Genomic DNA, 25,767 nt, shown 5'->3' on the forward strand with positions numbered 1-25,767 from the left:
ATTTATTATGTTAAGTTTTATACCATGTTATTTCCCTGTATTATGACTAAAATATAAAACACTGATTGTCTATATTTTATAATTAGTCACTGTTTTGAGTTATTTCTAAAAAATTAAATGATTGTTTGTTTTAATGATAAATATTAGAGTTATTTGATTGTTTAATCTATATAATTTGGCTTTTTTTAGTATTTAAAATAAATTTATTAATATATTTAAGTTTTAAAATTATGTTGAAAGCGTGAAGCATTTTCCCTGTATTTATAATGGTTTTTAAATTTTAACTCTACTTTAATTAAAGTAAGTAAACGGGTGCTTTATCTATTCATTTTATCCGACTGCTAACGCGGTGATCTTATTGTTAATCTAATTTAATTTAATATAAAAATTTTAAGAATGAAAAAAATTTTATCAGTTGGTCTTTTTTCTTTAGCACTTTCAGCATATGCACAGTCTTACTGTGTTCCTGAGTTTGCCAGCGGCTGTGCCTACGGGGACCAGATTAACAGTTTTACTATTCCGGGAGCTGGGTTCAGTCATCTGGATACAGGCTGTTCTTCCGGATCATACGGTGATTATACTTCGCAGACCATCAATCTGAATGCAGGTGTTAACTATCCGTTTACCGTAACACATAATTTTTCAACCCAGAATGTAAAGATGTGGATTGATTTCAATAATGACGGAACCTTCGATGAAACTACCGAATTGGTAGCATCCGGCAGCAGCGTTTCCGGGTCTGTAATCGCTACGGATGGTACAATTACAATTCCTGCAACCGCACCGTTAGGTGTACACAGGATGCGTTTGGCAGACAGGTACAGTTCACAGCCCATCCCGTGTAACACAGACGGATATGGGGAAGCCCATGATTATACCGTGAATATCGGTGCGGTACCCAGCTGCCTGGCGCCGACCGGCGTGTCAGTTACAGGCGTAGCGGATACCACCGCTACCTTATCATGGACAGCTCCTTCGGTTGCCGTAGGGACAGGATATGAATATTATCTTTCCACCAGCAATACGTCACCGGTAAGTACTACTGCAGCTACAGGGTCTGTAGCAAGTCCTGCGGTCAGCAAGTCGCTCACCGGTTTATCACCTATTACTACGTATTATGTATGGGTAAGATCGGTATGTACCGCAACTGATAAAAGTGGATGGTCTTCTTCTGCAACATTTACCACATCGTGTTCTGTCATAGTACCTAGCTATACTTTTGATTTTGCTGACGGTACCAACGATTGCTGGAGCAGAGCTGACAGCGGCACGCCTGCTACAACACCTTCGGGAACAACTTCCAACTGGAATGATGACGGGTTTTTAAATAACGGGTATGACGGGGCTGTTAAACTGAATATTTATACAAGCATTTTCTCTCCTACTGCTTTCAATGCATGGCTGATTACACCTGCTTTTAATCTTTCTGCAGGAGGATACCGTGTGAAATTCGACTATGGCCTTACTGAATATGGCAATACAACACCGGGCAACCTGGGGTCAGATGACCTGGTTCAGTTTGTGGTTTCACAGGATGGCGGAACTACATGGACGGTCCTTCAGACCTGGGATACCAATACATCGCCTTCAAACAATTCAAACCAATATGTATTCAATCTTACAGGATATAACAGTGCCAACACCAGGTTTGGATTTTACGGGACAAACGGCAACGTTGCCGATGCAAGCGATGTAGAATTCTTTGTAGACAATTTTGTAGTTGAACAGAATGTTTTATCGACAAATGAAACCGTAGCAGCTAAAAACTCTGTTAAAGTATATCCAAATCCATTCTCTGACGTATTGAATATTTCTGATGCAGCAGATGTGAAAAATGTTCTGGTAACGGATGTTTCCGGCAGATTGATCAAAACACTTGCAAATCCGGGCTCAGCAATTCAGCTTGGAGACCTGAAACAAGGGATCTACCTGATCACTTTAGAAATGAAAAACGGGTCAAGGCAAACGGTAAAATCAATCAAAAAATAAACTTTAATACTTTTTATCGATTATATAAGCAGCTATTCATATTAGCTGCTTTTTTTATTAAAATAATGTAATTATTAATACAGATTTAACAATTTTATGACTAATTTAGCATATAACGAATAAAAATATCGATTATGACAAGATTTTTACTTTCATGCCTGTTGTGCATAAGTATGGCGCTCAGTGCCCAGGTCAGTTTAGGGGCCGGAAGTACAGAGGTAGGCGTTGCTCCTATCAGTACGTATTATGGATATTCCTATACCCAGCAGATTTTCACGAAACAGGAGATCAATGCCAATGCAGCGGGGAATATTACAGGGCTTAAGTTTTATATGGATCCTTCCATGTCTATCGCCAGTTCTTCAGAATGGGTAGTTTATCTGGGGCAGACTGCAAAAACATCATTCGCATCAGATGCAGACTGGATTCCTGCTACCCAGCTTACACAGGTTTTTTCAGGAACCGTTACCCTCGTAAACGGTGTTATTGAGGTTGTGTTTCCAACACCTTTCCCTTATAATAACACCTCTAATCTGGTAGTTGCTGCCGAAGAGAATTCTGCCGGTTACGATAATAATGATTATGAAGAAGCCATGTATGTATACACGGGAGCTGCCAACTCCACCATATACTATAAAAACGATTATACCAATCCGGATCCCTTTGCTCCGCCGGCAAGCGGAAATCTGGAAAATTACAAATCGGTAATCACAATAGACGGATTGGCGCCAAACCCTATTCCGGCATGCCCGCTGATTACATATCCGGCTAATAATGCTACATTTATTCCTCTATCACCTGTTATTACATGGAACAATTCTTCAGGAGCCACAGGGTACAAAGTATCTATCGGGACCACTCCCGGAGGAACGAATGTTGTAAATCAGGCTGCAGTAGCAATAAACAGCTTCACGCCTTCCGCACCTCTTACCCCCAATACAAATTATTATCTCAGGATAACAGCAGTAGGTGCCGGAGGCGAATCTACAGGATGTACGGATGTCATGTTTAAATCAGCGCCGCCTGTACCTTCAAATGACGAATGTGCAACAGCACTAACTTTAACCGTTAACCCGGATACTAACTGTGGTACGGTAACTGCCGGATATACAATCGGAGCGACAGATTCCGGAACGGATCCGGATCCTTGTTACGGAACGGCCGACGACGACGTATGGTTTAAATTTGTAGCCACAGCATCTACTCATAAAATTTCCCTTCTCAACGTCCAGTCTGTAGGAAGTACTTCCGATACGGATACCTATTTCCAGGTATTCAGCGGAGGATGCGGGGCACTTCTCAATGTACTGTGTTCAGACCCGAATTCAGGGGTAGCAACAGGCCTTACAGCAGGACAGACCTATTGGGTAAGGGTATACAGCTACAGCGGTGCAGGGAGCAATCAGAGTTTTGATATCTGCGTGGGAACATTCCCGCCGCCGCCTGCCAATGATGATTGCGGCGGTGCATTATCGGCAACGGCTTTTCCTTATACCTATGTTCAGAGTGACGGCAGCGGAGCTACAAACGGAGGCGGAATGGTAACTGCATGCAGCAGTAATGACATGAATGACGGAACCTGGTTTAAATTTGTAGGAGATGGAGATACTTTCAATATTACGGTTACCCCGCCTGCAGGAAGCGATTTTGATTCCCAGATCGGAGTATACAGCGGGAACTGTTCGGCTTTATCATGTGAAAATACGGTAGATAGCACCGGTGAAGGGATGGCGGAAGCAATTTCGATCCCTACAATGTCAGGAAATACCTATTACGTAAACGTGGGCCATTACAGCGGCTGGTCAGATGAACCGGAAGGAGCATTTACCATTACCATAACCAAAGGTGTACTGGCAACTTCTGAAGTAAAAGCTGATAAAAATAAGATCAGGCTATATCCGAACCCGTTTACTGATGTGCTGAATATTTCAGATGCAGCCAATGTAAAGTCGGTTTCTGTATCTGATGCTGCAGGAAGGCTGGTAAGGGTAATTGATAATCCAGGAGCAGCCATTCATTTGGAAGAACTGAAACAAGGCATGTATATGGTGACATTGCATATGAAAGACGGTTCTAAACAGACGGTTAAAACGATTAAAAAATAGTCTGTCGCTGAGTGAAAATCAGCGTGTAGTATTTTACAATGCAGGATTTATTCTTAATGATCCTGTAAACCAATAAGAAAGGCGGCCGTTAATTCGGCCGCCTTTTTATATTCAGTATTGCTTTTTAAAATGGTAGTAATTTTCTCATAATGTACCTGTTTTACCTGTCATTTACCGGCTGGATTTCAGAAGTGTTAAGGCCGGAAAAAACGGCCGGGAAAAACATCACAAGGATAAGGTAGCCAATTACCATCAATGCAATTAGAGAAAACAGGATAACAATGGAGATGTGCGGTTTATTTTTTTTTGTCGGTTCCATGATTTTGCAGTATTTATTAATAGATTATAAATTATGTTGATAGTTTTACTAAGCTAATTTCTTGCCACACTGTTTACAGTACCGCGCGTCGTCATCAATATCCTCATTTCCGCAACGCTCACAGATTTTTTCCAGGTTCTGTCTTTTGTTGCGCATTTCAGCAGTTACAATACCCGTAGGTACGGCAATGATGGAGTAACCTGCCAGCATCAGGATTACGGCAAAGAATTTCCCCATCGGCGTAATCGGCGATACATCACCGTAACCTACCGTGGTAACGGTAACCACGGCCCAGTAAATGGCCTGCGGAATCGTTTCAAAACCCGGCCTCCCGCCTTCCACCATAAACATAAGGGAGCCTACAATTACGGAGAAGATAATCAGGAACAGAAGGAAAATATAGATCTTTCTTGAGCTGTTTTTCAAAGCCCTTACAATCACCGTGCCGTCGTTCATGAAATCCAGAAGATTAAACACCCTGAATACCCTCAGCATCCTCAGCATCCTGAAAATGAGGAAGTATTTGGTTACCGGGATAAAAAAGCTCAGGTAAAAAGGAACCAGTGCCAGGAAATCAATAATCCCGAAAAAACTGAAGATGTAGTTTTTCTTATTTTTGATCACTGCAATCCTGGACCAGTATTCAGCAGTAAAAAACACGGAAATAACCCATTCTAAAATGATAAACGTATAATGGAACCGCTTATCAAGCTTCGGAACACTTTCCATCATTATAATAAACGTGCTGATGAGAATCAGGGATAGCAATGTAATATCGAACAGTTTCCCTAACTTCGTGTCCGAGCGGTAAATAATCCTGTAGAGATGTCTTTTCCAGAGCGCATCCCCGGGAATAAGATTGTGCTCTTTTTCCATGATAAATCTTTTTTTAAAATTAATAAATTATCCCTACTTTCGTAAGCAAACATACAGAATAAAATGAAAATTAGAGAAGTTATTTCAAAGATTGAAAAGCGGATTCCTCTACAGCAGGCAGAAGATTTTGATAATGTGGGGCTGCTGTGCGGGTCCTGGGATCGTAATGTAAGCGGAATCCTGATCTGCCACGATGCCCTTGAAAATGTGGTGGATGAGGCCATTCAGAAAAACTGCAACCTGATTGTATGTTTCCACCCGATTATTTTTTCAGGGCTGAAATCATTAACCGGAAAAAACTATGTGGAAAGGGCGGTTTTGAAGGCCATTGAAAATAAAGTTGCCATCTATGCCATCCATACCGCCTTTGATAATGATTTCTTCGGGGTCAATTACGGAATCTGTAACCGGCTGGGATTGAAAAACCTTAAAATTCTTCAGCCTAAGAAAAACAGTTTAAAGCAGCTGACGGTCTTTGTGCCTAAAGAGCATGCGGAAAAAGTAAGAGAGGCACTGTTTGCAGTAGGGGCGGGAAGTATCGGGTTCTATGACGAATGCAGCTTTACGGTTAACGGGGACGGGACTTTCAGGCCGGTTGAAGGGTCAAACCCATTTTCAGGCCAGCAGGATGTCAGGGAAAATGCAGATGAAGACATGATCTCGGTAATTTTTGAAGATTATAAGCAGGGGCAGGTGGTTTCGGCTATGAAAAATGCACATCCGTATGAAGAAGTTGCCCATCAGGTGTACAGCCTGGATAATACCAACCAATACGCAGGCCTCGGGATGTACGGTGATTTTGAAGAACCGTTGGATGAAAAGGATTTCCTGAGAATGGTTAAGGAAAAATTTAATCTGGAAGTCATCAGGCATTCGGATTTTAATCATAAAAAAATCAAAAGGGTAGGGGTACTGGGAGGTTCAGGAGCAGGCGGGATCCGGTCTGCCGTGTCTAAAAAATGCGATGCCTACCTTACGGGAGACGTAAAATACCATGATTTTTTCCTGGCAGAATCAAAAATGCTGATCTGCGACATCGGGCATTTCGAGTCAGAACAATTTGTAACTCAACAATTATTTGAAATTTTTTCACAAAAATTCACTACCTTTGCAATCTCAAAATCTATTGAGAAAACAAACCCGGTAAATTATTTTATTTAAAAATATGGCAAAAACCAACGATATTTCAGTTGAAGAAAAGTTAAGAGCTTTATACGATTTGCAGATCATTGATTCTAGATTGGACGAAATCCGAAATACAAGAGGAGAATTGCCAATCGAAGTAGAGGATCTTGAGATTGAAATCGAAGGTCTTGAAAAGAGAGCTGAAAAATTCCATGCAGATATCAAAGAGCAGGATGACCAGATCAAAACGAAGCATGAAGTTATCAGTCATGCAAAAACTTTAATTGAAAAGTATAAGTCTCAGCAGGATAATGTAAGAAACAATAAAGAGTTTGAAGCATTAAGCAAAGAGGTTGAATATCAGGAACTTGAAATTCAGCTTGCTGAAAAAAGAATCAAGGAGTTCGGGGCTAAGATCGGTCACAAAAATGAAACGCTGGATGAGCTGAATGAAAAGATCGATGATCTTAAGAATCACCTTAAATTCAAAAAAGAAGAACTGGAAGGCCTGGTCTCCGAAACGCAGAAAGAAGAGGAATACCTTATCGAGCAGTCTAAGGAATATGCATCCAAAATCGATGAAAGACTACTGGCTTCTTACAACAGGATCAGAACCAATTCTCCGAACGGACTTGCCGTAGTAGGGTTGGAAAGAGGGGCTCCTAAAGGGTCATTCTTTACCATTCCGCCTCAGAAGCAGATGGAAATCGCCCAGAGAAAGAAAATCATTATTGATGAGCATTCAGGTAAAATCCTTGTTGATGATGAGTTGGTAATGGAAGAAAACGAAAGAATGAAATCTGTAATTAAGTTTTAGTATCAATTAATTACGGTTTTAAAATACAGAAGCTGTCTCTATTTATTTGAGACAGCTTTTTTTATGACCGAGGGGGAAGGAAAAACCGCTCCGGTCTGTATGAAGCGGTTATCTTTTTTACCCGTGATGCTCATACATATGATTGTACAGATCAATAAACTTTTCTTTAATCGCTTTTCTTTTGAGCTTCAAGGTCGGGGTAAGCAGCCCCGCGTCAATACTCCATACTTCCGGGGTCAGCTCGATCTTTTTGATCTGTTCCCAGTTTCCGAGGTGTTCATTCATGCTGTCGATTTCTTTTTTTATCCGCTCCTTTAGTTCAGGGCTCTTTGCAATTTCCTGCGGGGTAGAACCGATAGTAAGGTTGTTTCTCATAGCCCAGTTTTTAGCAAACTCAAAATCAGGCTGAACAAAGGCGCACGGCATTTTTTCACCGTCTCCCACCACCATGATCTGCTCAATAAATTTGGAGGCCTTGGCTAAATTTTCTATGGTCTGCGGCGCGATATATTTTCCGCCGGAGGTCTTGAACATTTCTTTTTTCCGGTCGGTGATCTGTAAAAATCCGTCACTGTCAACATGCCCGATATCGCCGGTCCTGAAATAGCCGTCTTCAGTAAAAACCTCCTGGGTCATCTGTTCATTTTTAAAATACCCTTTAAAAACAGAAGGGCCTTTCACGGTAATTTCACCGTCTTCCTGAATTTTTACTTTCAGGTTGTCCAGTGGCAGGCCAACCGTTCCCACTTTCATTTTACCGAAGGTATTAACGGAAATTACCGGCGATGTTTCCGTCAGTCCATAACCTTCCAGGATAGGGATCCCGGCATTCTGGAACATCAGGTTAAGCCTTGTGGACAAAGCGGCGGAACCTGAAACCAGGGTGACAATTTCACCGCCCAGGCCTTCTCTCCACTTTTTGAACACCAGTTTGTCAGCAATAATTTCCTGTAGTCCGGACGGCCTGGAAACCGTTTTTTTCCTGGAGATCAGGTCAAGTGCCCAGAAGAATATTTTTTGTTTTAAGCCTCCTGCAGACGAACCGGTGGCATAAATTTTATCATATACTTTCTCTACCAGCCTCGGTACAACGCTCATGTAGTGTGGTTTCACTTCTTTCACGTTTTCTCCCATTTTATCAATGCTCTCCGCAAAATAAATTGAAAAACCGTTGTACTGGAAAAGGTAGAACAGCATTCTCTCAAAAATATGGCAGATCGGAAGGAAGCTTAAGACCCGTGTGTCTTTGTAATCCAGGCTTTTCTTTTTCGGGATCCTTGGGATAGACCCCAGGACATTTGAAACAATGTTGTGGTGCGTCAGCATCACCCCCTTCGGTTTGCCTGTAGTACCCGATGTGTAAATAACCGTTGCCAGATCCTCAGGATTAATGGCATTGGACAGGTCTTCCACTTCAATCTGGGTAGAATCATCTTCACCGAGATCCAGGATTTCCTTCCAGTAGGCGGCACCGCTGATCTGGTCAAAAGTGAAGATACCCTGGAGGGATGCAATATTGTGTTTTACCTTCATCACCTTCTGGAGAAGATCTTTATCCGAAACAAAACAGTATTTAATTTCGGCATTGGTAAAAATAAATTCATAATCTTCCGGTGAAATACTTGGGTATACCGGCACGGAAACCACGCCGATCTGTGAAAGCCCCAGATCCATAATAGCCCATTCCGTACGGGAGTTGGTGGTAATCAAAGCAATTTTATCACCCGGTTTGATGCCAAGCTTCAAAAGACCTCTTGATATTTTGTTGGCTTCATTTATGAATTCCTGGGTAGAGGTCTTTTTCCATTCGCCCTGATGCTTCGTAACGAACATATCCGATTTCGGATATTGATCTAAAGCATAATGAGGTATATCGAATAATCTTTTAATAGTCATGATTTTTTAAAATACGGGTTAGGATTTTAAATATAAGCATTTTTTTTAATTGTCCGGATGAAAACTGAAAATTAGCATTTACAGCCTTATGCGCAAAAGATTAAAGATGCTTCCCAATATGATGAACTATATTTTAACAATACTTTAATTTATTAAATAATATGTTGAATTTTATTTAATGGATAATTTTTGGATTTTACTGACGAATCTTTAATTCTGTTTTCAGGTTTCATCAAAAAGTGTAAATTAGCGACCATCTAATTATTCGATTTTTATGGACTTTAATTTATCAGAAGAACAGCTGATGATTCAGCAGGCGGCAAGGGATTTTGCACAAAACGAACTGTTACCCGGTGTAATAGAAAGGGACCGCGATCAGAAATTCCCTACAGAGCAGGTAAAGAAAATGGGGGAAATGGGACTGTTGGGAATGATGGTAGACCCTAAATACGGAGGAGCAGGGATGGACAGCGTGTCTTATGTTCTTGCGATGGAGGAGATTGCAAAAATAGATGCTTCTGCGGCTGTTGTAATGTCTGTAAACAATTCATTGGTATGTGCAGGTCTTGAAAAATTTGCTTCCGAAGAGCAGAAAGTTAAATACCTTACCCCTCTGGCCAGCGGGCAGGTAATCGGGGCATTTGCACTGTCTGAGCCTGAAGCGGGTTCTGATGCCACTTCCCAGAAAACCACTGCTGAAGACAAAGGCGACTATTACCTGCTGAACGGGATCAAAAACTGGATCACCAACGGCGGAACCGCAAGTTATTATATCGTTATCGCACAAACCGACCCTGAGAAAAAACACAAAGGAATCAATGCATTCATCGTGGAGAGAAGCTGGGAAGGTTTTGAAATCGGATTGAAAGAAGACAAACTGGGAATCAGAGGCAGCGATACGCATTCTCTGCTCTTCAACAATGTAAAAGTACCTAAGGAAAACAGAATCGGTGAAGACGGTTTCGGGTTTAATTTTGCGATGGCTGTATTGAACGGAGGAAGGATCGGTATTGCGTCTCAGGCACTGGGTATTGCTTCAGGGGCCTATGAACTGGCTTTGAAGTATGCAAAAACAAGAAAAGCGTTCAAGACGGAGATCATCAACCACCAGGTAATTGCATTTAAGCTGGCGGATATGGCAACCCAGATCACGGCGGCAAGAATGCTTTGCTATAAGGCGGCGGTAGAAAAAGATGCCGGAAAAGACATTTCCGAAAGCGGGGCGATGGCAAAATTATACGCTTCCCAGGTGGCAATGGATACCACCATCGAGGCAGTGCAGATCCACGGCGGATACGGATATGTGAAAGAATACCATGTGGAAAGAATGATGAGGGATGCAAAAATCACCCAGATTTATGAAGGAACTTCTGAAATCCAGAAGATCGTTATCTCAAGAAGCATTGCAAAGTAATTGCTTAATCATATATGAAATAGTAAAAGGCCCTCATTTCTGAGAGCCTTTTTACTTCACACGAACCACAAAATATTAATAATATGTTTTTATTTTATCTTAAACAATCACTTCTGTCTATTGGATAGGATTTTCTGCTTTTGGTTAAATTGTTTTCTGAAATTGCTGGGATAAAATTAGCAATAATAACTTTTCATGAAACGGGATTTTTATTAAAATATTATTAAAAACAGTTAAACAGTTTAAAATGTAAATGAAGATCAAACATTTAGGCCCCAGCGGTTTTGGATTTTATTCCGGCAGATTATCGTAATCATGCATATTTTGATTGAATTTAATTTTCCGGATCTGAAAAACAGATTTAAGTTATTTTTAAAATAAATTTAAACAGATTATCAGTGAACATAGATATCGGTTCCGGATTCCTTTAATATCATTAAAAATTAAAATCAGTTCCGGTCATGATCTGCTGTTTTTCTGTTTCTTTTCTTGTAAAAATAATAGCCGATCCCTGCGATCGCGAACAAAGGCCATAGCGGCAGGATAAAAAGAAAAACAGAAGTAATCACATTCCATCCTGAAGAGACGGCGGCAAAAGACCTTTCACTGAACGTTTCAGGTTTTTCATCATTTTCTGCGTAGGTTCCTTCCTTTCCATAAAGGGTGATATCAACTTCACACATGGTATTCTGCATAAAATCCTGTCCGGAAATCTCCACACTTTTATTTTCCACTTTTCCGAGGTTCCGGCTGAGGTCCTCCATCAGGTAGTCGAATTTCTGAATCGGGATCTTAATTTTCAGGTAGGCTGTTTTCTTGTCATCGTTATTCAGTGAAATATTTTCGCTCCTTATCATTCCGTCATATTTGGCAACTTCTTCCTTTACGGTTTCTTTTGCCATTTCGGCGTCATCTACGGTCAGTTCAAGGATGCCTGTCTTTACGAGTTTGTTTTTAACTGCATTCAGTTCATAATTTTCTTTCCTGGGCTGGTTTTTGTAAACGATTTTGGTTTCCCTGATCACTTTCGGCGCCGGAACGTTCACCACAATTTTTTCATCTTTTTTTAACGAATCTTTTTTCTCCGCTTTGGTTTCCAGTTTTACTGATGAAATCTTTTCAGATAAGGAATCTACCATTTTTGAGGTGCTTTCAATCCTGTCTTTAATGCCATTCTTTGTATCCTCAAACTCTTTGATTTTTACATTGGCAGAATCGAGTGCCGCATTGGCCCGGTCACTCACGTGGCTGATCTTTTCAGAGGTTGCGGAAACCGTGCTGTCTGCAGATTTCAGCGTATCTCCCAATCCGGATGTGGCGGCTTCTCCTTTTTTACACATGATCAATGAGCCTGATACTGCTGCAAGTAATATGAATTTTTTCATAATGTTGATTTTTTGATGAAGTAAAATTAGGAGGGAAGGCTTTGTAAAGGTTGTAAATAGGATGTATTCTGGCCGTAAAATAATAATCCGTTTAAAATCAAAAGGTTAGGGTTATTTTACAAAGATTTTACAAAACCTTTCAGGCCGTTTACGGGAGATTGAGCCTCACGGTTGGTGAAAATTCATATCGATCCAGCCGGGCTTTGCCATGTCGGTTTCAGGATTGAAAGTTATAGGCTGCTTAAGAATGATAATTTTACATTTTTTAAAGCGGATTTTATCTTTTGTATTAATGCATGCTCACAGATTGAGCGGATTCAGCAGATTTTCCGTTGTATTTGAATCTGTGTAATCGCCGTAATTTGCCGTAAATCATGCTTTCCGGCCAAATTTAAACAGGCTCTTAGGCATAAAAAATCCGCTGAAAAACTTTCAGCGGATTTTATGTAGGGTCTATTCTATTCTATTCTATTCTATCCTATTGCTTTCATTAAGCATTCTGAAACTCACTGATAAAATGCAGTTTGATATTCGGGAATTTTTCCTGCGTCATGTGAATCGTAAAAGAAGAATCTGCCAGGAAAACCAGTTGGTTGTATTTATCTCTGGCCATGAACCGCTGCTTTAATCTTGCAAACTCTTTGAATTCTTCTGATTTCTCATCTGCTTCAACCCAGCAGGCCTTGTGCATGGAAAGCGGCTCATATGTACATTTTGCACCGTACTCATGTTCCAGGCGGTACTGGATTACCTCATACTGAAGCGCACCCACTGTACCGATAATTTTCCTGTTGTTCATTTCCAGCGTAAACAATTGCGCAACCCCTTCGTCCATCAGTTGGTCAATACCTTTAGCAAGCTGTTTCGCTTTCAAAGGATCATTGTTGTTGATATACCTGAAATGCTCCGGGGAGAAGCTAGGGATGCCTTTAAAGCTCAGTTTTTCACCGCCCGTCAGCGTATCGCCGATCCTGAAACTTCCGGTGTCATGAAGGCCTACAATATCTCCCGGGAAGCTTTCGTCCACTACTTCCTTTTTATCCGCAAAGAATGCATTCGGGGAAGAAAACTTCATTTTCTTTCCTTCCCTTACCAGCAGATAATTTTCGTTCCTCTTGAAAGTCCCGGAAACAATTTTTACGAAGGCCAGGCGGTCCCTGTGCTTCGGGTCCATATTCGCGTGGATTTTGAAGACAAATCCGGTAAAAGTATTTTCTTCAGGCTTTACCAGGCGGGTATCGCTTTCTTTCGGCTGCGGCATCGGGGCAATGTCAATAAAAGCATCCAGCAATTCTCTTACTCCGAAATTATTTAAAGCAGAACCGAAGAATACCGGCTGCAGGTCGCCCTTCATATAATCGTCACGGTTAAACTCCGGGTAAACTGACTGTACCAAGTCCAGCTCTTCCCTTAATGTACCAGCTGCTTTTTCACCGATCAGTTCATCAATCGAAGGATCATTGATATCGTCAAATTTAACCGCTTCCCCGACTTTCTGTTTCTTTTCCTCCAAGAATAACTGGATATTGTCTTCCCAGATATTGTAAATCCCCTGGAAATCGCTTCCCATCCCGATAGGCAGGGAAAGCGGACAGACGGTCAAGCCTAATTTCTGTTCAACTTCATCCAGGAGATCGAAGGCATCCTTCCCTTCGCGGTCCAGCTTATTGATGAAAACAAGCATCGGGATATTTCTCATCCTGCATACCTTAACCAGTTTTTCTGTCTGTTCTTCAACCCCTTTTGCCACGTCAATTACCACAATTACCGAATCAACGGCCGTCAACGTACGGTAGGTATCTTCTGCAAAATCCTTGTGGCCCGGGGTATCCAGGATATTGATTTTATGGTCTCTGTATTCAAACGCAAGTACGGAAGTCGCTACGGAGATCCCTCTCTGCCTTTCAATTTCCATGAAATCCGAGGTAGCCCCTTTTTTTATTTTATTGGATTTTACCGCGCCGGCTTCCTGGATTGCCCCCCCGAACAGCAGCAGCTTTTCCGTAAGGGTGGTTTTCCCGGCATCGGGGTGGGAGATGATCCCGAAAGTTTTTCTTTTCTCTATTTCTTTGATTAAGTCTGACATATCCTGTTTTGAAGTTGCAAAAATCGTGAATTTTGTCGAATCCTGAAAATAGATTTTGGTTTAACCCCAAAGTTGCGAAAGATTTAGATGTGCTTATCGGAGTTTATGATGCAACAGGCAAAGTATCCATCCGGATTTTGAATTTTTGATTTTTACCTCATCTGTTCCAGATATGATTTTCTTTTCAACAGATAAGCCAGCCCCAGCCCGATAAACACCATCCCGGCGCTGAACGGGAAAATATACCTCATCCCGTAAACATCCGCCACCCCGCCGATCAGAGGGCCTGCAACACCCAGGGAAAGATCAATGAAAAGCCCGTACCCGGCTAATGCGGACCCCTGATTTGAAGCAGGGACGCTTTTGATGGCTACCACGCCCAAAGCCGGGAAAATCAATGAAAATCCTAATCCCGTAACCCCTGCCCCGACGAGAGCCGTTTCAGCATTCGTCCCGAATGCAATAATCAGAAGCCCGATGGTTTCTACCAGCAGGCAGGCAATAGCCACTCTTATTCCGCCATAATTTTTGATCACATTGCTGAAAATCAGCCGCCCCGCAACAAATAGCCCGCCGAAAATGCTCAGGCACAGCGCTCCGTTGTTCCAGTGAAAATAATTATAATACAGGGTGATGAAAGTCGATATGCTGGCAAAGCCGAGCCCTCCCAATGCAAGACAGATTCCGAAAGGAGCAACTTTTCCCAGAACCTTCCAGAAAGACTGGGGCTCCTGGGTGTTGGTGTTTGTTTTATTTTCTTTGGTCCGTGCGTATAAGAATCCTGCGATTCCCATGAAGATGGAAAGGATACCGATACCGTACAGGCTGAAATCCTGCTCAATGGTAATGCCCAGAGAAGCCCCGATGGCTAATGCCCCGTAAGAGGCAACGCCGTTATACGAAATGATTTTTGCGGTATGTTCTTCGCCGGCCGCCATAATGGCCCAGTTGATCGGGCTTGCACCGACCAGCCCTTCTGCACAGCCCGTAAGCAGGCGCGTCACGATCAGGAATATCAGGCTGAGGTAGGGTGAAAATTTAAAATAATAGGCCACAATCAGGAAAATACCGGTAAGCGAAAAGCCCAGCATGCTGTACAGGATGGCCGGCTTAGGGCCTTTTCCGTCAATTATCTTCCCCGAATATGCCCTCAGGAAAAACGTGGAAACATACTGCAGGCTGATGACCAGACCCGCCACCACTAGGCTGAATCCCAGGCTTTTATTGATAAAAATAGGAAGAACAGCGAGCGACAAGCCGATGATAAAATATCCCGCAAAAGTAAAACATACATATGAAAGCAGGGATAAGCTGACATTCTCCGGCCGGTTGATTAATCGATCCATATTAAAAAATTAAGCGGCAAAGTTACTTCATATAAAACAGATGGCATGATGATGTGACTTAATAAATAATGTGTCTGGTTTTACAGGCAATTCTTCTGCCGGAATTCTCTTTTCCCATAATTTCATTTATCTTTGTTTGAAATTAAATCATCGATGATATATGGAAAATAAATATCCGAAGTATACATTTACATGGATCGGAGGCCTGTTGCTGCTGGCGGGATTATTTGCAGGTACTATGGTCACCTCTTTTTTTAATGTCTTCTGGATGTTTACTTTTAAGGAAAACCTTCAGTATAAAGACTGGTTTTTCATGCTATCCAATGCCGCCGGATTCCTTACGGCCATCGCTTTCTTTGATTTTTTTGTGGTAAGAAGAACGACAGGGAAAAAGCTGAATTTCAATTTTTCACCGACAAACCTTTATACTTTTCTCCTGATCTTTCCGATGATGGTCGGGATGATGTTCATTGCGGAATTTATTACTTCACAGATTCCTACAACAGGGCCTTTTTTCGGGAAATACTATGAATTTTTCACACAGCTGATGGAGCAGCTGACCGATGATCCTGTGGTTATGGTTATCACTGCTGTAATCTGTGCCCCGATTTTTGAGGAGATTATTTTCAGGGGGATTATCCAGAAAGGACTGATTAATAAAGGTGTAAAGCCCTGGAAAGCCATACTCTCCGCTTCTGTTATTTTCGGGCTGGTGCACGGAAATCCGTGGCAGTTTGTCGGGGCGGTTTTGTTAGGCAGCGTTTTAGGGCTGGTGTACCACAAAACCCAATCCCTGCTGCTGCCGATGCTGCTTCACGGCTTTAACAATTTATGCTCAACCTTATTAATTGCCTATACGAAAAATGAAAGTTTTGCAGACGCGCTTAAAGTGTCGGAATGGGCAATACTGGCGGCGGGCATTGTCCTTTTTTCAACGTTTTACTATCTGTTTACAGTGAAAAATAAAATACAATATATTACAAATAAAGAGGTCTGAAGCCAGGACTTCTGGATTCGGTCAACATAAAATTAAAAATGAATATACCTATGGAATTACTGGTAGCAACCCACAACATACATAAAAAAGAAGAAATCCAGCAGATCTTGGAAGATGATTTTGTGGTGAAAAGCCTTACGGATTATAATATTCATGAAGAAATTGTAGAGGATGGGGATTCCTTCAATGCCAATGCTTTGATCAAAGCAAAATATTGTTTCGGGAAAACAGGCATTCCCAGCCTTGGGGACGACAGCGGCCTGGTGGTTGAGGCCCTGGACGGAAGGCCCGGCATTTTTTCCGCCCGGTACGCCGGTGACCATGATTTTGCAAAAAATATTGAAAAGGTTTTGGGAGAAATGAAAGATGTGGAAAACCGCAGAGCATATTTCATTACCGTTTTATGCTACTATGATGAAAACGGGCCTAAATATTTTGACGGAAGGGTTCACGGGAATTTGTTATCTGAAAATAAGGGGTTCCAGGGTTTCGGCTATGACCCTGTTTTTGTTCCTGAAGGGCATGAAATGACTTTTGCGGAAATGAATCCTGAAGATAAGAATAAAATCAGCCACAGAAAACAGGCACTGGATCTTTTCCTTGATTTTTTGAAGGTGAACGATTGATTGATCGGTTATCCGTAAAGTGGCCGGAGATTTGGATGGTGTTACTTTCCAACCGGATAAAGTATAAAAAAGTCGTGCATTCAAGTTCAGATTTTCTGTCGTACATTTGTCCTTTAATAAACCATTGATTTGAGTACTTATTTAACGATATTAGGCTTTAATTCAGCAATTCCCACCATCAATTCTTCTCCTACCGCACAGTTTCTGGAAATGGAAGAGAGGTCATTTCTTATTGACTGCGGGGAAGGCACGCAGGTTCAGCTGAGAAAAGCAAAAGCAAAATTTTCCAAAATCAATCATATTTTTATTTCCCATCTGCACGGGGACCATTGTTTCGGCCTGCCGGGGCTGATTGCTTCTTTCAGACTGCTCGGAAGGGATAACCCGCTGCATGTATATGGCCCGAAAGGCATTAAGAAAATGCTGGAAACCATTTTTACCATTACGGAAACCCACCGTGGTTTTGAAGTGGTCTATCATGAGCTGGACAAAAAAGAATCTGAAAAAATTTATGAAGACAATAGGGTAGAGGTTTATACCATCCCGCTGGACCACAGGATTTACTGTAACGGGTATCTGTTTAAGGAAAAACCCAAAGACAGGCACCTGAATATGAAGGAGATTGCTAAATACGACGAAATAGAAACCTGTGATTACCATCATATCAAAGCAGGAAAGGACTTTGTTTTGAGTGACGGATATGTCCTGAAGAATGAAATCCTTACTATTGAGCCGGCTGCTCCCGTTTCTTATGCATTCTGCAGTGATACGAGATATCTGGAAAGTGTTATTCCCATTATTAAAAATGTAAACGTGCTTTATCATGAATCTACATTTTTACATGATCTGAAAGAAATGGCGGATTATACCGGGCATACAACCGCTTTAGAGGCTGCAGCGATTGCACAGAAAGCCCAGGTCGGGAAACTCATCCTGGGGCATTTTTCCAACCGGTATGCAGATTTAACGGTATTTACGGATGAAGCCAGAACTGTTTTCTCCAACACTTTTTTACCGAAGGCACTGGAGTCTGTAAAAATTTAGAAAATGATGCTGAAAATTGAAGAATTGAAAATATTCCTGGATGAAAAAGCAGATCAGTACAACCGTCCCGATTTCATAGAACATGACCCGATACAGATTCCGCACCGTTTTTGCCTGAAGCAGGATATCGAAATTGCGGGTTTCCTGGCGGCTACCATTTCGTGGGGAAACCGTAAAGCAATCATCAGGTCAGCAGAAAAAATGCTGGAGATTATGGGGAATTCACCCTATGATTTTGTCATGAATTATTCTGAAAGAGATCTGCAGGAAATTCAGGGAAAAAGTATCCACAGAACTTTTAACGGTGAAGATTTTGCCTATTTCATACAGCAGTTCAACAAGATCTACAAGGAAAATGAAAGCCTGGAAAGTTTATTCATGGTAAATGATCCGGAAACCAATTTTCTTCATGCCATTGAAAGGTTCAGGAGCCGGTTTTTAGGCATTGAAAAGCACCGGAGCCATAAGCATGTAAGCTCGCCGTATAAAAATTCTTCCACCAAAAGAATCATCATGTTCCTCCGGTGGATGGTGCGCAAAGACAGGCGAGGGGTAGATTTCGGCATCTGGGAAAATATAGACCAGAAACATCTTTCCATTCCGCTGGATGTACACACAGGAAATATCTCCAGGAAACTGGGCCTGATTTCAAGGACACAGAATGACTGGAAAACGGTAGAAGAACTGGATCTGGTCATCAGGAAACTGGATAAAATGGATCCCGCGAAATATGATTTTGCCCTGTTCGGATTAGGGGTAACAAAAGAAATAACATAAAAACAAGACACAAATGAAGAACCAGGAAGACAAATCAGAATTTTTAGAGAAAATAGCCAACGGGATTACCTGGTGGATCGGTTCCATTCCGTCATTAATTGTCCATACCCTTTTTTTTATCATTTCGTTTCTGCTCCCCCTTCTTCATCTTGTGGAATTTGATAAAATGCTGCTGATCCTTACAACAGTTGTTTCCCTGGAAGCCATTTACCTTGCCATTTTTATCCAGATGTCCGTAAACAAAAGCCATGAAAAAATTGAGGATATCCAGGAGGATATTGAAGATATCCAGGAAGACATCGAAGAGATAAGCGAGGACATCGAGGAAATCAGTGAAGACATTGAAGAGATTACCGAGGATATCGAAGACATTCAGGAAGATATCGAAGAAATCAACGAAGAGGAAGATGATGAAGTACACAGCGAAAGGGCAAAAAATGTGATGCTTAAAAGTAATGTCAACTCAAACAAAAACGAAATAAAAGCGCTGAAAGATAAAATTGAAGAACTTCAGAACAAAATTGAACAGCTTAAAAACGAGAATTAACTGCTCATTCAGGTTAAATTAACAGATAATTCACAATTGGGGTTATTTTTTTACCGGCTTTTTATTTTACGCAGATATATTATCTGTTATTCGTAAATATTCAGAATAAATTAAATTTTTCATATAATTAACGTTTAATTTTATACAATTCTAATCTAAAATTTAGTATTTTTGAACAAACAATAAAAAAATGTTAAATTATAGACTAAAAAACTATCTCTTTTTTTTAGTATTACTTCTAATTTCGGGATCAGCACTGGCACAGAATGCATCCAGAAAAAACAGTAAAGTAAAACTGACATCTGAAAGCATGAAAGCCGGAGCATTTATTGATGTAAATACTACAGCATATCCGGAATCTGCCTTTACCATGCAGCAGCTTGTACAGCAGGTCCTTATTAACGGACAGTCCAGCTGCGGAACGCCGGATGTGACCAATGTAGTTGTGACGCCCAATCACCTGGCAACGGATAACAACCGGTTTTGGGGCTATTTCAATAAAGCAACCACAAGTTTCCCTTTTGCCGACGGAATTGTTTTAACAACAGGTTATGCAAGAGAAGCCGGAAACTCAGCAATCACAGGAAGCCTCCAGGGTAGTATTTCAACAAGCGGGGATGCAGACCTTGCAGCAGCCACCAGTACCAATATCAACAATCAACGTGATGCCGTAGCATTGGAGTTTGATTTTGTACCGAATTCCAATCAGATTAAATTTAATTATATATTTGCCTCAGAAGAATATACGGGAAGTTTCCCGTGCAGTTATTCAGATGCATTTGCCTTATTGATCAGGCCGGCAGCCGGCGGCCCGTATACCAATGTTGCTATCCTTCCCGGAACAGCCGGTCCGGTAAGTGTTACCAATATACGCCCTGCTACCCAGTTCGGCGGCGGTACGCTTTCATGCGGAGCGCTGAACCCAACTTATTTTGCAGGATACAACACAATGAGTATCGAAACCAATTTTAACGGAAGGGTAATCCCTTTAACGGCAATTGCCGACGTAACGCCCGGAGTGGCCTATCATTTTAAGATGGTTCTGGCGGATTATAATGACCAGACGCTAGATTCTGCCGTATTCCTTGAAGGAGGATCCTTTGATATCGGAATTAAAATCGTAGACGCCAACGGCGTGGTTTTGCCGGATACGTTAAATATATGTGACAATACCCCACAGGTTCTAACGGCATTGCTTACAGCTGCTCCGGGAATGACTTTCCAGTGGTATAAAGACGGGGTAATGATCAACGGTGCAACCAATATTTCCTATACAGCAACCTCTCCGGGAGCCTATGAAGTGAAAGTTTCCGTTCCGGGGAACCAGTGTCCTGCATCAGCAGTAATTACCATTGTAGGCGGAACAACGCCGCCTGCGCAGAATGCTACCCTGAAACTATGTACAACGCCTTCTGTTTCTACATTTAACCTCAATAATGCTACCCCTTTAATTACCACTTCTACAACGGCGGTTGTACGTTATTATGTTAATCAGGCCGATGCAGTGGCGCAAAATGCAAATTTTATTGCTCCTGCACAACTAGGCAGTTATAACGGTACAGACGGACAGGTATTGCATGTTGTTGTTTCCAACGGGGCTTTCTGCAGCAAAACGGTTACATTGACCTTAAGAAAAGAAGCTACACCGGTAGCACAGCTTACGGCAACCAAAGTAAGGATCTGCGTAGGCGAATCCACTACTCTAACTGCTGCCAACGGAGTGACATACGAATGGGTAGGCATGCCGTTGACCGGTGCTACACAGACCGTATCCCCGACACAGACCACTACTTATTCGGTATTTGCCATCGGGGCACAGGGGTGTAAGTCTTTACAGCCTGCTACCTTAACTGTGGAAGTAGTGCCTGCCATTACTTCATCCCTTTCCGGAGGAATGATCTGCCAGGGCGACGTAATTACCCTGGATGCCGGGGCAGGCCCGAGCTATAATTACCTGTGGAGTACGGGAGATACCTCCCAGACTATTTCCGTAGCAACGCCCGGAGCCTATTCGGTAACGATTAACAACGGGGTTTGTCAGAAACAATTTACCACACAGGTTATTCAGGCCATTATCCCTGAAATCATTAACGTGAACTATAATGAAAACGGAACCATGATTATCACGGCAAGCAACCCAAGCAACGGACCGCTGGAATATTCAATTGATAACGGGGTAACATGGCAGAATTCAAATACATTTTCAAACATACCGAGAAACATCGTTGTATCCATCAGGGTAAGGGTAAAAAAGACCAGCTGTGTAGGGTTTCTGGAATATTTCACGTTTATTATGCAGAATGTGATCACACCGAACGGAGATAACATCAATGACCTGATTGATTTCAGAGGAATTATCAAGAACAAGGATTTCAAAGCTTCTGTTTTTGACCGTTACGGAAAAGAAGTATATACAGCCACCAGTCTTCAGCCGTATTGGGACGGATACTTCCAGGGGAAAAAACTGCCGACGGCATCTTACTGGTATCAGATAACTTTTGAAGATCCGGCCAGTAAAAAGCCTACCATAAAAACAGGCTGGATATTGCTGAAGAATATAGAATAAGAAAATTTATAGACCCTTAAAAGAGGCCGGCAATCTGCCGGCCTCTTTTATTTTTAATACAGCTGAATCCTGTATTTTTATAACGGAATGGATTGTATACGTGATATTGTAATAATTCAATCAAAAAAAATAGTATTTTTGTTTAAAATAATATAAAATGTTAAACACGAGGACAAAAAGTTTATTTTTGGCTTTATTCTTAGTTTTTGCAGGATGCCTTATTTTTGCTCAGGACAGGCAGAGCAAGGGCGTTGTAAGAAAACCTTCTGCTGAAAGTATGAAAGCCGGTGCTTTTATTGATGTCAATGCCGCAGGATACCCGGAATCAAGCTTTAGTATTACGCAGTTGGTTAAAGATGTACTCATTAGCGGTGGATCTACCTGTTCCGCAGCCAACGTAACCAATGTTGTGGTTTCCCCTGATTTAGCAGTTACCGATCAGAACAGAAGCTGGGGGTATTTTAATAAAGCTACTACCAATTTCCCTTTTGCCAAAGGGATTGTCCTTACTACCGGTTATGCCCGAAAAACAGGGAATACCCTGCAGGGAACCCTTAGTGATGCGCTTCCTTCTACTTCCGGAGACGTTGACCTGGCAACAGCACTAAGTGTTAATAATGCAAACCTGCGGGATGCCACCTATATTGAATTTGATTTTGTACCGGCTTCTACCAAAGTTTCATTCCGGTATCTGTTTGCCTCCAAAGAATACCAGAGTAATTTTACCTGTAATATTTCCGACGGTTTCGCCTTATTACTAAAGAAGGTAGGGGATCCTACCTATACCAACCTTGCTCTTCTTCCGGGCGGGGCAGGGTCTGTAAGCGTTACCAATATCATCCCTGCCAACCTGCCGTGCGGACCTAAAAACGTGCAGTATTTTGCAGGCATCAATAATCCTCAGATAGAAACTAATTTTGACGGACGTACAATTCCTCTTACGGCAACGGCAACCGTAATCCCGGGACAGACCTACCATTTTAAAATGGTGCTGGCAGATTACCAGGATTCTAACTTTGATTCTGCCGTTTTTCTTGAAGCCGGTTCCTTTGATATCGGAGTTCAGCTTTTGAATCCTGCCGGAGTAGCGTTACCTTCATCCATCAATGTATGTGACAATACACCTCAGACCTTCACTGCATCTGTACAGGGTGTAGGAGCTACTTACCAGTGGTTATTGGGAACGACGCCTATCCCGGGAGCTACCAATGCTTCTTATACGGCGACTCAGCCGGGTGTTTATACCGTTCAGGTATTTTTACCAGGCAATACATGTCCGGGAACAGCTTCAGTGACCATTGTAGGCGGAACTTTCCCTACGGTGCAGAATGCTACGCTCACAGCCTGTTATACCGCGGGGAATGCCACTTTTAACCTGACGTCTGCACAGGCTTCCATCAGCACAACTCCGGGAGCCACATTTGCTTATTACATCAGCCAGGCAGATGCCCTTGCCGGAAATGCCAATACCATTGCTGCTCCAACAGCTTTTCAAAGTGCAGGACAGACCATTTACGTCTTGGTTAAAACCGGGTTCTGTTCAAAAGTTGCGGAATTACAACTGGTGAAAGCCCCTCAGATCACGGCAACTGCTGCACCGCCTGCTACGCTGACCTGTACCAATTCACAGATCACCTTAGACGGTTCTGCATCCGTTTATCCTGCCGGAGCTACTTTTGCATGGACTACGGCAAACGGAAACATTGTATCGGGAGCCAATACATTAAACCCGGTAATCAATACGGCAGGAACCTATACTCTAACGATTTCAAATATCTATCAACCCGGAAACTTAACCTGTACGGCAACCACAAATGTTACGGTTACAGGAAACAGTGCGCCGCCAAATACCACTTTAACGGCATCAAAAATACTGATCTGTTCAGGGGAATCGGTGACGCTGACCGCTTCCGGTGGTGCCACCTATAATTGGGCCGGCTTAACGGGAACGGGAAATACCCAGACAGTTTCACCGACTGCTACCACAACCTATACAGTGAGTGCAGTAGGGTCGAACGGATGTGTGTCCCAGACACCGGCAACCATTACCATTGAAGTTTCCCAGCCGATTACGGTACAGAATGCAACTTTGTTTAAATGTTACCAGACAGGAGGTATTAATTATAACCTGACGGAAGCCCAGCCACAGATGACTTCTGCAACGGGTGTTACTTTTGCCTATTATTTAAATCTGGCTGATGCAAATGCCGGAAATGCCAATACCATTGCTGCACCCGCATCGTTCAACAGTGCAGGCGGACAGACCATTTATGTCCTGGTTTCAAACGGCGGATGCAAATACGTAGTAAACTTACAGTTACTGTCAACACCGGCAACTACGCTAACCATTGCTCCCCCACAGCAGATTACGTGTAACACGGCAAATGTTACCTTGAATGCTTCCGCATCCGTAATTCCTGCAGGTTCTTCCGTTGCATGGACAACCATCGGGGGAACCATTGTATCCGGAGCCAATACGCTAACGCCTGTTGTGAATGCAGGAGGTGTCTATACGCTGACTGTAACCAACGTCAACCAGCCCGGCAACTTAAATTGTTCCTATACGGCAAACGTTACGGTAACCCAGAATACCACACTTCCGGTAGCAGCACTAACGGCTACTGTTTTACAAATCTGTCCGGGAGAATCCGTTACGCTGACCGCTTCCGGCGGCGTGAGCTACAACTGGGGCGGCGGCCTTCCTGGAAATGGAAATACACAGGTAGTCTCCCCGACGCAGAATACAACATATTCAGTATACGCAGTAGGGGCAAACGGATGTGTTTCGGCTAATCAGGCTACCGTTACCATCGTTGTAGGGCCTCCGGTAGCGGTTCTGGCCGCATCAAAATCTAAAATCTGTGCAGGAGAATCGGTGACATTAACTGCATCAGGCGGTGTCACCTATGAATGGGTGGGCTTACCCGGGAATGGAAATACACAAGTTGTGACTCCACCAGTCGGTATGATAGTTTATTCTGTTTTTGCTTTAGGCGGAAACGGATGTAAAGTAGATGACCCGACTTCCATCACCATCGAAGTGGTGCCTGCCATTGAGTCTACCTTGCAGGATGTATATGCCTGTGCAGGAGATGCCGGGATCCTGGATGCCGGTGCAGGAACAAATTATACCTATGTATGGAGTACAGGAGCGACCACACAGACCATTTCTGTAAATACACCCGGAATCTATTCCGTAACCATCAGCAACGGGACCTGTTCCAAAGTATTTTCTGCCCAGTTGATCAATCCTGCACTGCCGCAGTTTACCAACGTAGTATATGACAACCATGTTCTTACCATATCTGCAACCAACCCAACCAACGGAACGCTGGAGTATTCCATAAACGGCGGTGTTGTATGGCAGTCTTCCAATATATTCTATAATATTCTGGACAATACAAACTACAATCTTCTGGTAAGAGTGAAAGATGCCAAATGCAACAATTCATTATCGTTCTTTACCTTTATTGTAATCAATGCCATAACGCCTAATTCAGACGGTAAAAATGATACGGTAGACTTCACGGGAATCAGCAAATACAATAATTTTGCAGCTTCTGTTTTCGACAGATACGGCCAGGAAGTATTCAAGGCAAGTAAGAATGAAACGTCTTGGGACGGCCTGCTCAGGGGAGGTATCATACTTCCGACCGCCACCTACTGGTACAGGGTACAGTGGGAAAACCCGGCAAGTAAAAAACTCGAACTCAGAAACGGCTGGATCTTGTTAAAAAATATAAATTAAGCATATCTCACTAAAACCTCCCAATCCGGGAGGTTTTTTACTTTACGATACAAAAAGTCTAAATATTTATATGGTATTTGCAAAAAACAGTTAAATTTGTTGAA

At 42.3% G+C, this 25,767-nt stretch carries 18 protein-coding genes; 12 read left to right on the forward strand and 6 right to left on the reverse strand.

What is annotated here, in order from left to right; genetic code table 11:
• Positions 1 to 396: 396 nt before the first annotated feature.
• Positions 397 to 1,989, forward strand: a complete 1,593-nt coding sequence (locus tag SD427_RS05960) for a GEVED domain-containing protein (RefSeq protein WP_320560364.1) — start codon at positions 397 to 399, stop codon at positions 1,987 to 1,989.
• Between the two features lie 134 nt (positions 1,990 to 2,123).
• Positions 2,124 to 4,094, forward strand: a complete 1,971-nt coding sequence (locus tag SD427_RS05965) for a T9SS type A sorting domain-containing protein (RefSeq protein ID WP_320560365.1) — start codon at positions 2,124 to 2,126, stop codon at positions 4,092 to 4,094.
• A 160-nt stretch (positions 4,095 to 4,254) separates the two neighbouring features.
• Here the strand turns inward: SD427_RS05965 and SD427_RS05970 are convergent, their stop codons facing one another.
• Both SD427_RS05970 and SD427_RS05975 read right to left on the reverse strand, forming a co-directional pair.
• On the reverse strand, positions 4,255 to 4,413 hold the full coding sequence (locus tag SD427_RS05970; protein ID WP_320560366.1) for a hypothetical protein: 159 nt from the start codon (positions 4,411 to 4,413) through the stop codon (positions 4,255 to 4,257).
• A gap of 48 nt (positions 4,414 to 4,461) precedes the next feature.
• Positions 4,462 to 5,289 (reverse strand): ion transporter, encoded by an 828-nt coding sequence (locus tag SD427_RS05975; RefSeq protein WP_320560367.1) that lies wholly within the window; start codon positions 5,287 to 5,289, stop codon positions 4,462 to 4,464.
• Between the two features lie 63 nt (positions 5,290 to 5,352).
• Here SD427_RS05975 and SD427_RS05980 point away from each other — a divergent pair, with 63 nt between their 5' ends.
• Positions 5,353 to 6,450: a Nif3-like dinuclear metal center hexameric protein gene (locus SD427_RS05980; protein ID WP_320560368.1), complete on the forward strand. Its 1,098-nt coding sequence runs from the start codon at positions 5,353 to 5,355 to the stop codon at positions 6,448 to 6,450.
• A gap of 4 nt (positions 6,451 to 6,454) precedes the next feature.
• Positions 6,455 to 7,231 (forward strand): zinc ribbon domain-containing protein, encoded by a 777-nt coding sequence (locus SD427_RS05985; RefSeq protein ID WP_056223198.1) that lies wholly within the window; start codon positions 6,455 to 6,457, stop codon positions 7,229 to 7,231.
• Between the two features lie 117 nt (positions 7,232 to 7,348).
• Here the strand turns inward: SD427_RS05985 and SD427_RS05990 are convergent, their stop codons facing one another.
• Positions 7,349 to 9,127: a long-chain fatty acid--CoA ligase gene (locus tag SD427_RS05990; RefSeq protein WP_320560369.1), complete on the reverse strand. Its 1,779-nt coding sequence runs from the start codon at positions 9,125 to 9,127 to the stop codon at positions 7,349 to 7,351.
• Between the two features lie 274 nt (positions 9,128 to 9,401).
• On the opposite strand from SD427_RS05990, the gene SD427_RS05995 reads away from it, so the two are divergent.
• Positions 9,402 to 10,541: an acyl-CoA dehydrogenase gene (locus SD427_RS05995; RefSeq protein WP_320560370.1), complete on the forward strand. Its 1,140-nt coding sequence runs from the start codon at positions 9,402 to 9,404 to the stop codon at positions 10,539 to 10,541.
• Positions 10,542 to 10,990: 449 nt separating this feature from the next.
• On the opposite strand, the gene SD427_RS06000 is transcribed toward SD427_RS05995, so the two are convergent.
• From SD427_RS06000 to SD427_RS06010, 3 genes are all read right to left on the reverse strand, one after another.
• Positions 10,991 to 11,926, reverse strand: a complete 936-nt coding sequence (locus SD427_RS06000) for a DUF4349 domain-containing protein (RefSeq protein WP_320560371.1) — start codon at positions 11,924 to 11,926, stop codon at positions 10,991 to 10,993.
• Between the two features lie 490 nt (positions 11,927 to 12,416).
• On the reverse strand, positions 12,417 to 14,012 hold the full coding sequence (locus SD427_RS06005; RefSeq protein WP_320560372.1) for a peptide chain release factor 3: 1,596 nt from the start codon (positions 14,010 to 14,012) through the stop codon (positions 12,417 to 12,419).
• Between the two features lie 152 nt (positions 14,013 to 14,164).
• Entirely contained in the window at positions 14,165 to 15,358 is a 1,194-nt protein-coding gene (locus tag SD427_RS06010; protein ID WP_320560373.1) for an MFS transporter, read from the reverse strand.
• Positions 15,359 to 15,518: 160 nt separating this feature from the next.
• Between SD427_RS06010 and SD427_RS06015 the strand changes: the two genes are divergently transcribed.
• From SD427_RS06015 to SD427_RS06045, 7 genes are all read left to right on the forward strand, one after another.
• On the forward strand, positions 15,519 to 16,355 hold the full coding sequence (locus SD427_RS06015) for a type II CAAX endopeptidase family protein (protein WP_320560374.1): 837 nt from the start codon (positions 15,519 to 15,521) through the stop codon (positions 16,353 to 16,355).
• Positions 16,356 to 16,405: 50 nt separating this feature from the next.
• On the forward strand, positions 16,406 to 16,981 hold the full coding sequence (gene rdgB / locus SD427_RS06020; RefSeq protein WP_414017709.1) for an RdgB/HAM1 family non-canonical purine NTP pyrophosphatase: 576 nt from the start codon (positions 16,406 to 16,408) through the stop codon (positions 16,979 to 16,981).
• A 129-nt stretch (positions 16,982 to 17,110) separates the two neighbouring features.
• Entirely contained in the window at positions 17,111 to 18,025 is a 915-nt protein-coding gene (locus SD427_RS06025) for a ribonuclease Z (RefSeq protein WP_320560375.1), read from the forward strand.
• Positions 18,026 to 18,031: 6 nt separating this feature from the next.
• The gene (locus SD427_RS06030; protein WP_414017720.1) at positions 18,032 to 18,802 is read left to right on the forward strand and encodes a TIGR02757 family protein; all 771 of its coding nucleotides are present in this window, start codon (positions 18,032 to 18,034) and stop codon (positions 18,800 to 18,802) included.
• Between the two features lie 13 nt (positions 18,803 to 18,815).
• Positions 18,816 to 19,349 carry a DUF1003 domain-containing protein gene (locus SD427_RS06035; protein WP_320560376.1) on the forward strand — a complete coding sequence of 178 codons (534 nt, stop codon included), beginning with the start codon at positions 18,816 to 18,818 and terminating at the stop codon, positions 19,347 to 19,349.
• A gap of 190 nt (positions 19,350 to 19,539) precedes the next feature.
• Positions 19,540 to 21,915, forward strand: coding sequence for a choice-of-anchor L domain-containing protein (locus tag SD427_RS06040; RefSeq protein ID WP_320560377.1), 2,376 nt, complete (start codon positions 19,540 to 19,542; stop codon positions 21,913 to 21,915).
• A 187-nt stretch (positions 21,916 to 22,102) separates the two neighbouring features.
• Complete coding sequence (locus tag SD427_RS06045) at positions 22,103 to 25,663, forward strand: choice-of-anchor L domain-containing protein (RefSeq protein WP_320560378.1); 3,561 nt, start codon at positions 22,103 to 22,105, stop codon at positions 25,661 to 25,663.
• Positions 25,664 to 25,767: the final 104 nt, after the last annotated feature.

The sequence above is a fragment of the Chryseobacterium sp. JJR-5R genome (assembly GCF_034047335.1).
GTDB lineage: Bacteria > Bacteroidota > Bacteroidia > Flavobacteriales > Weeksellaceae > Chryseobacterium.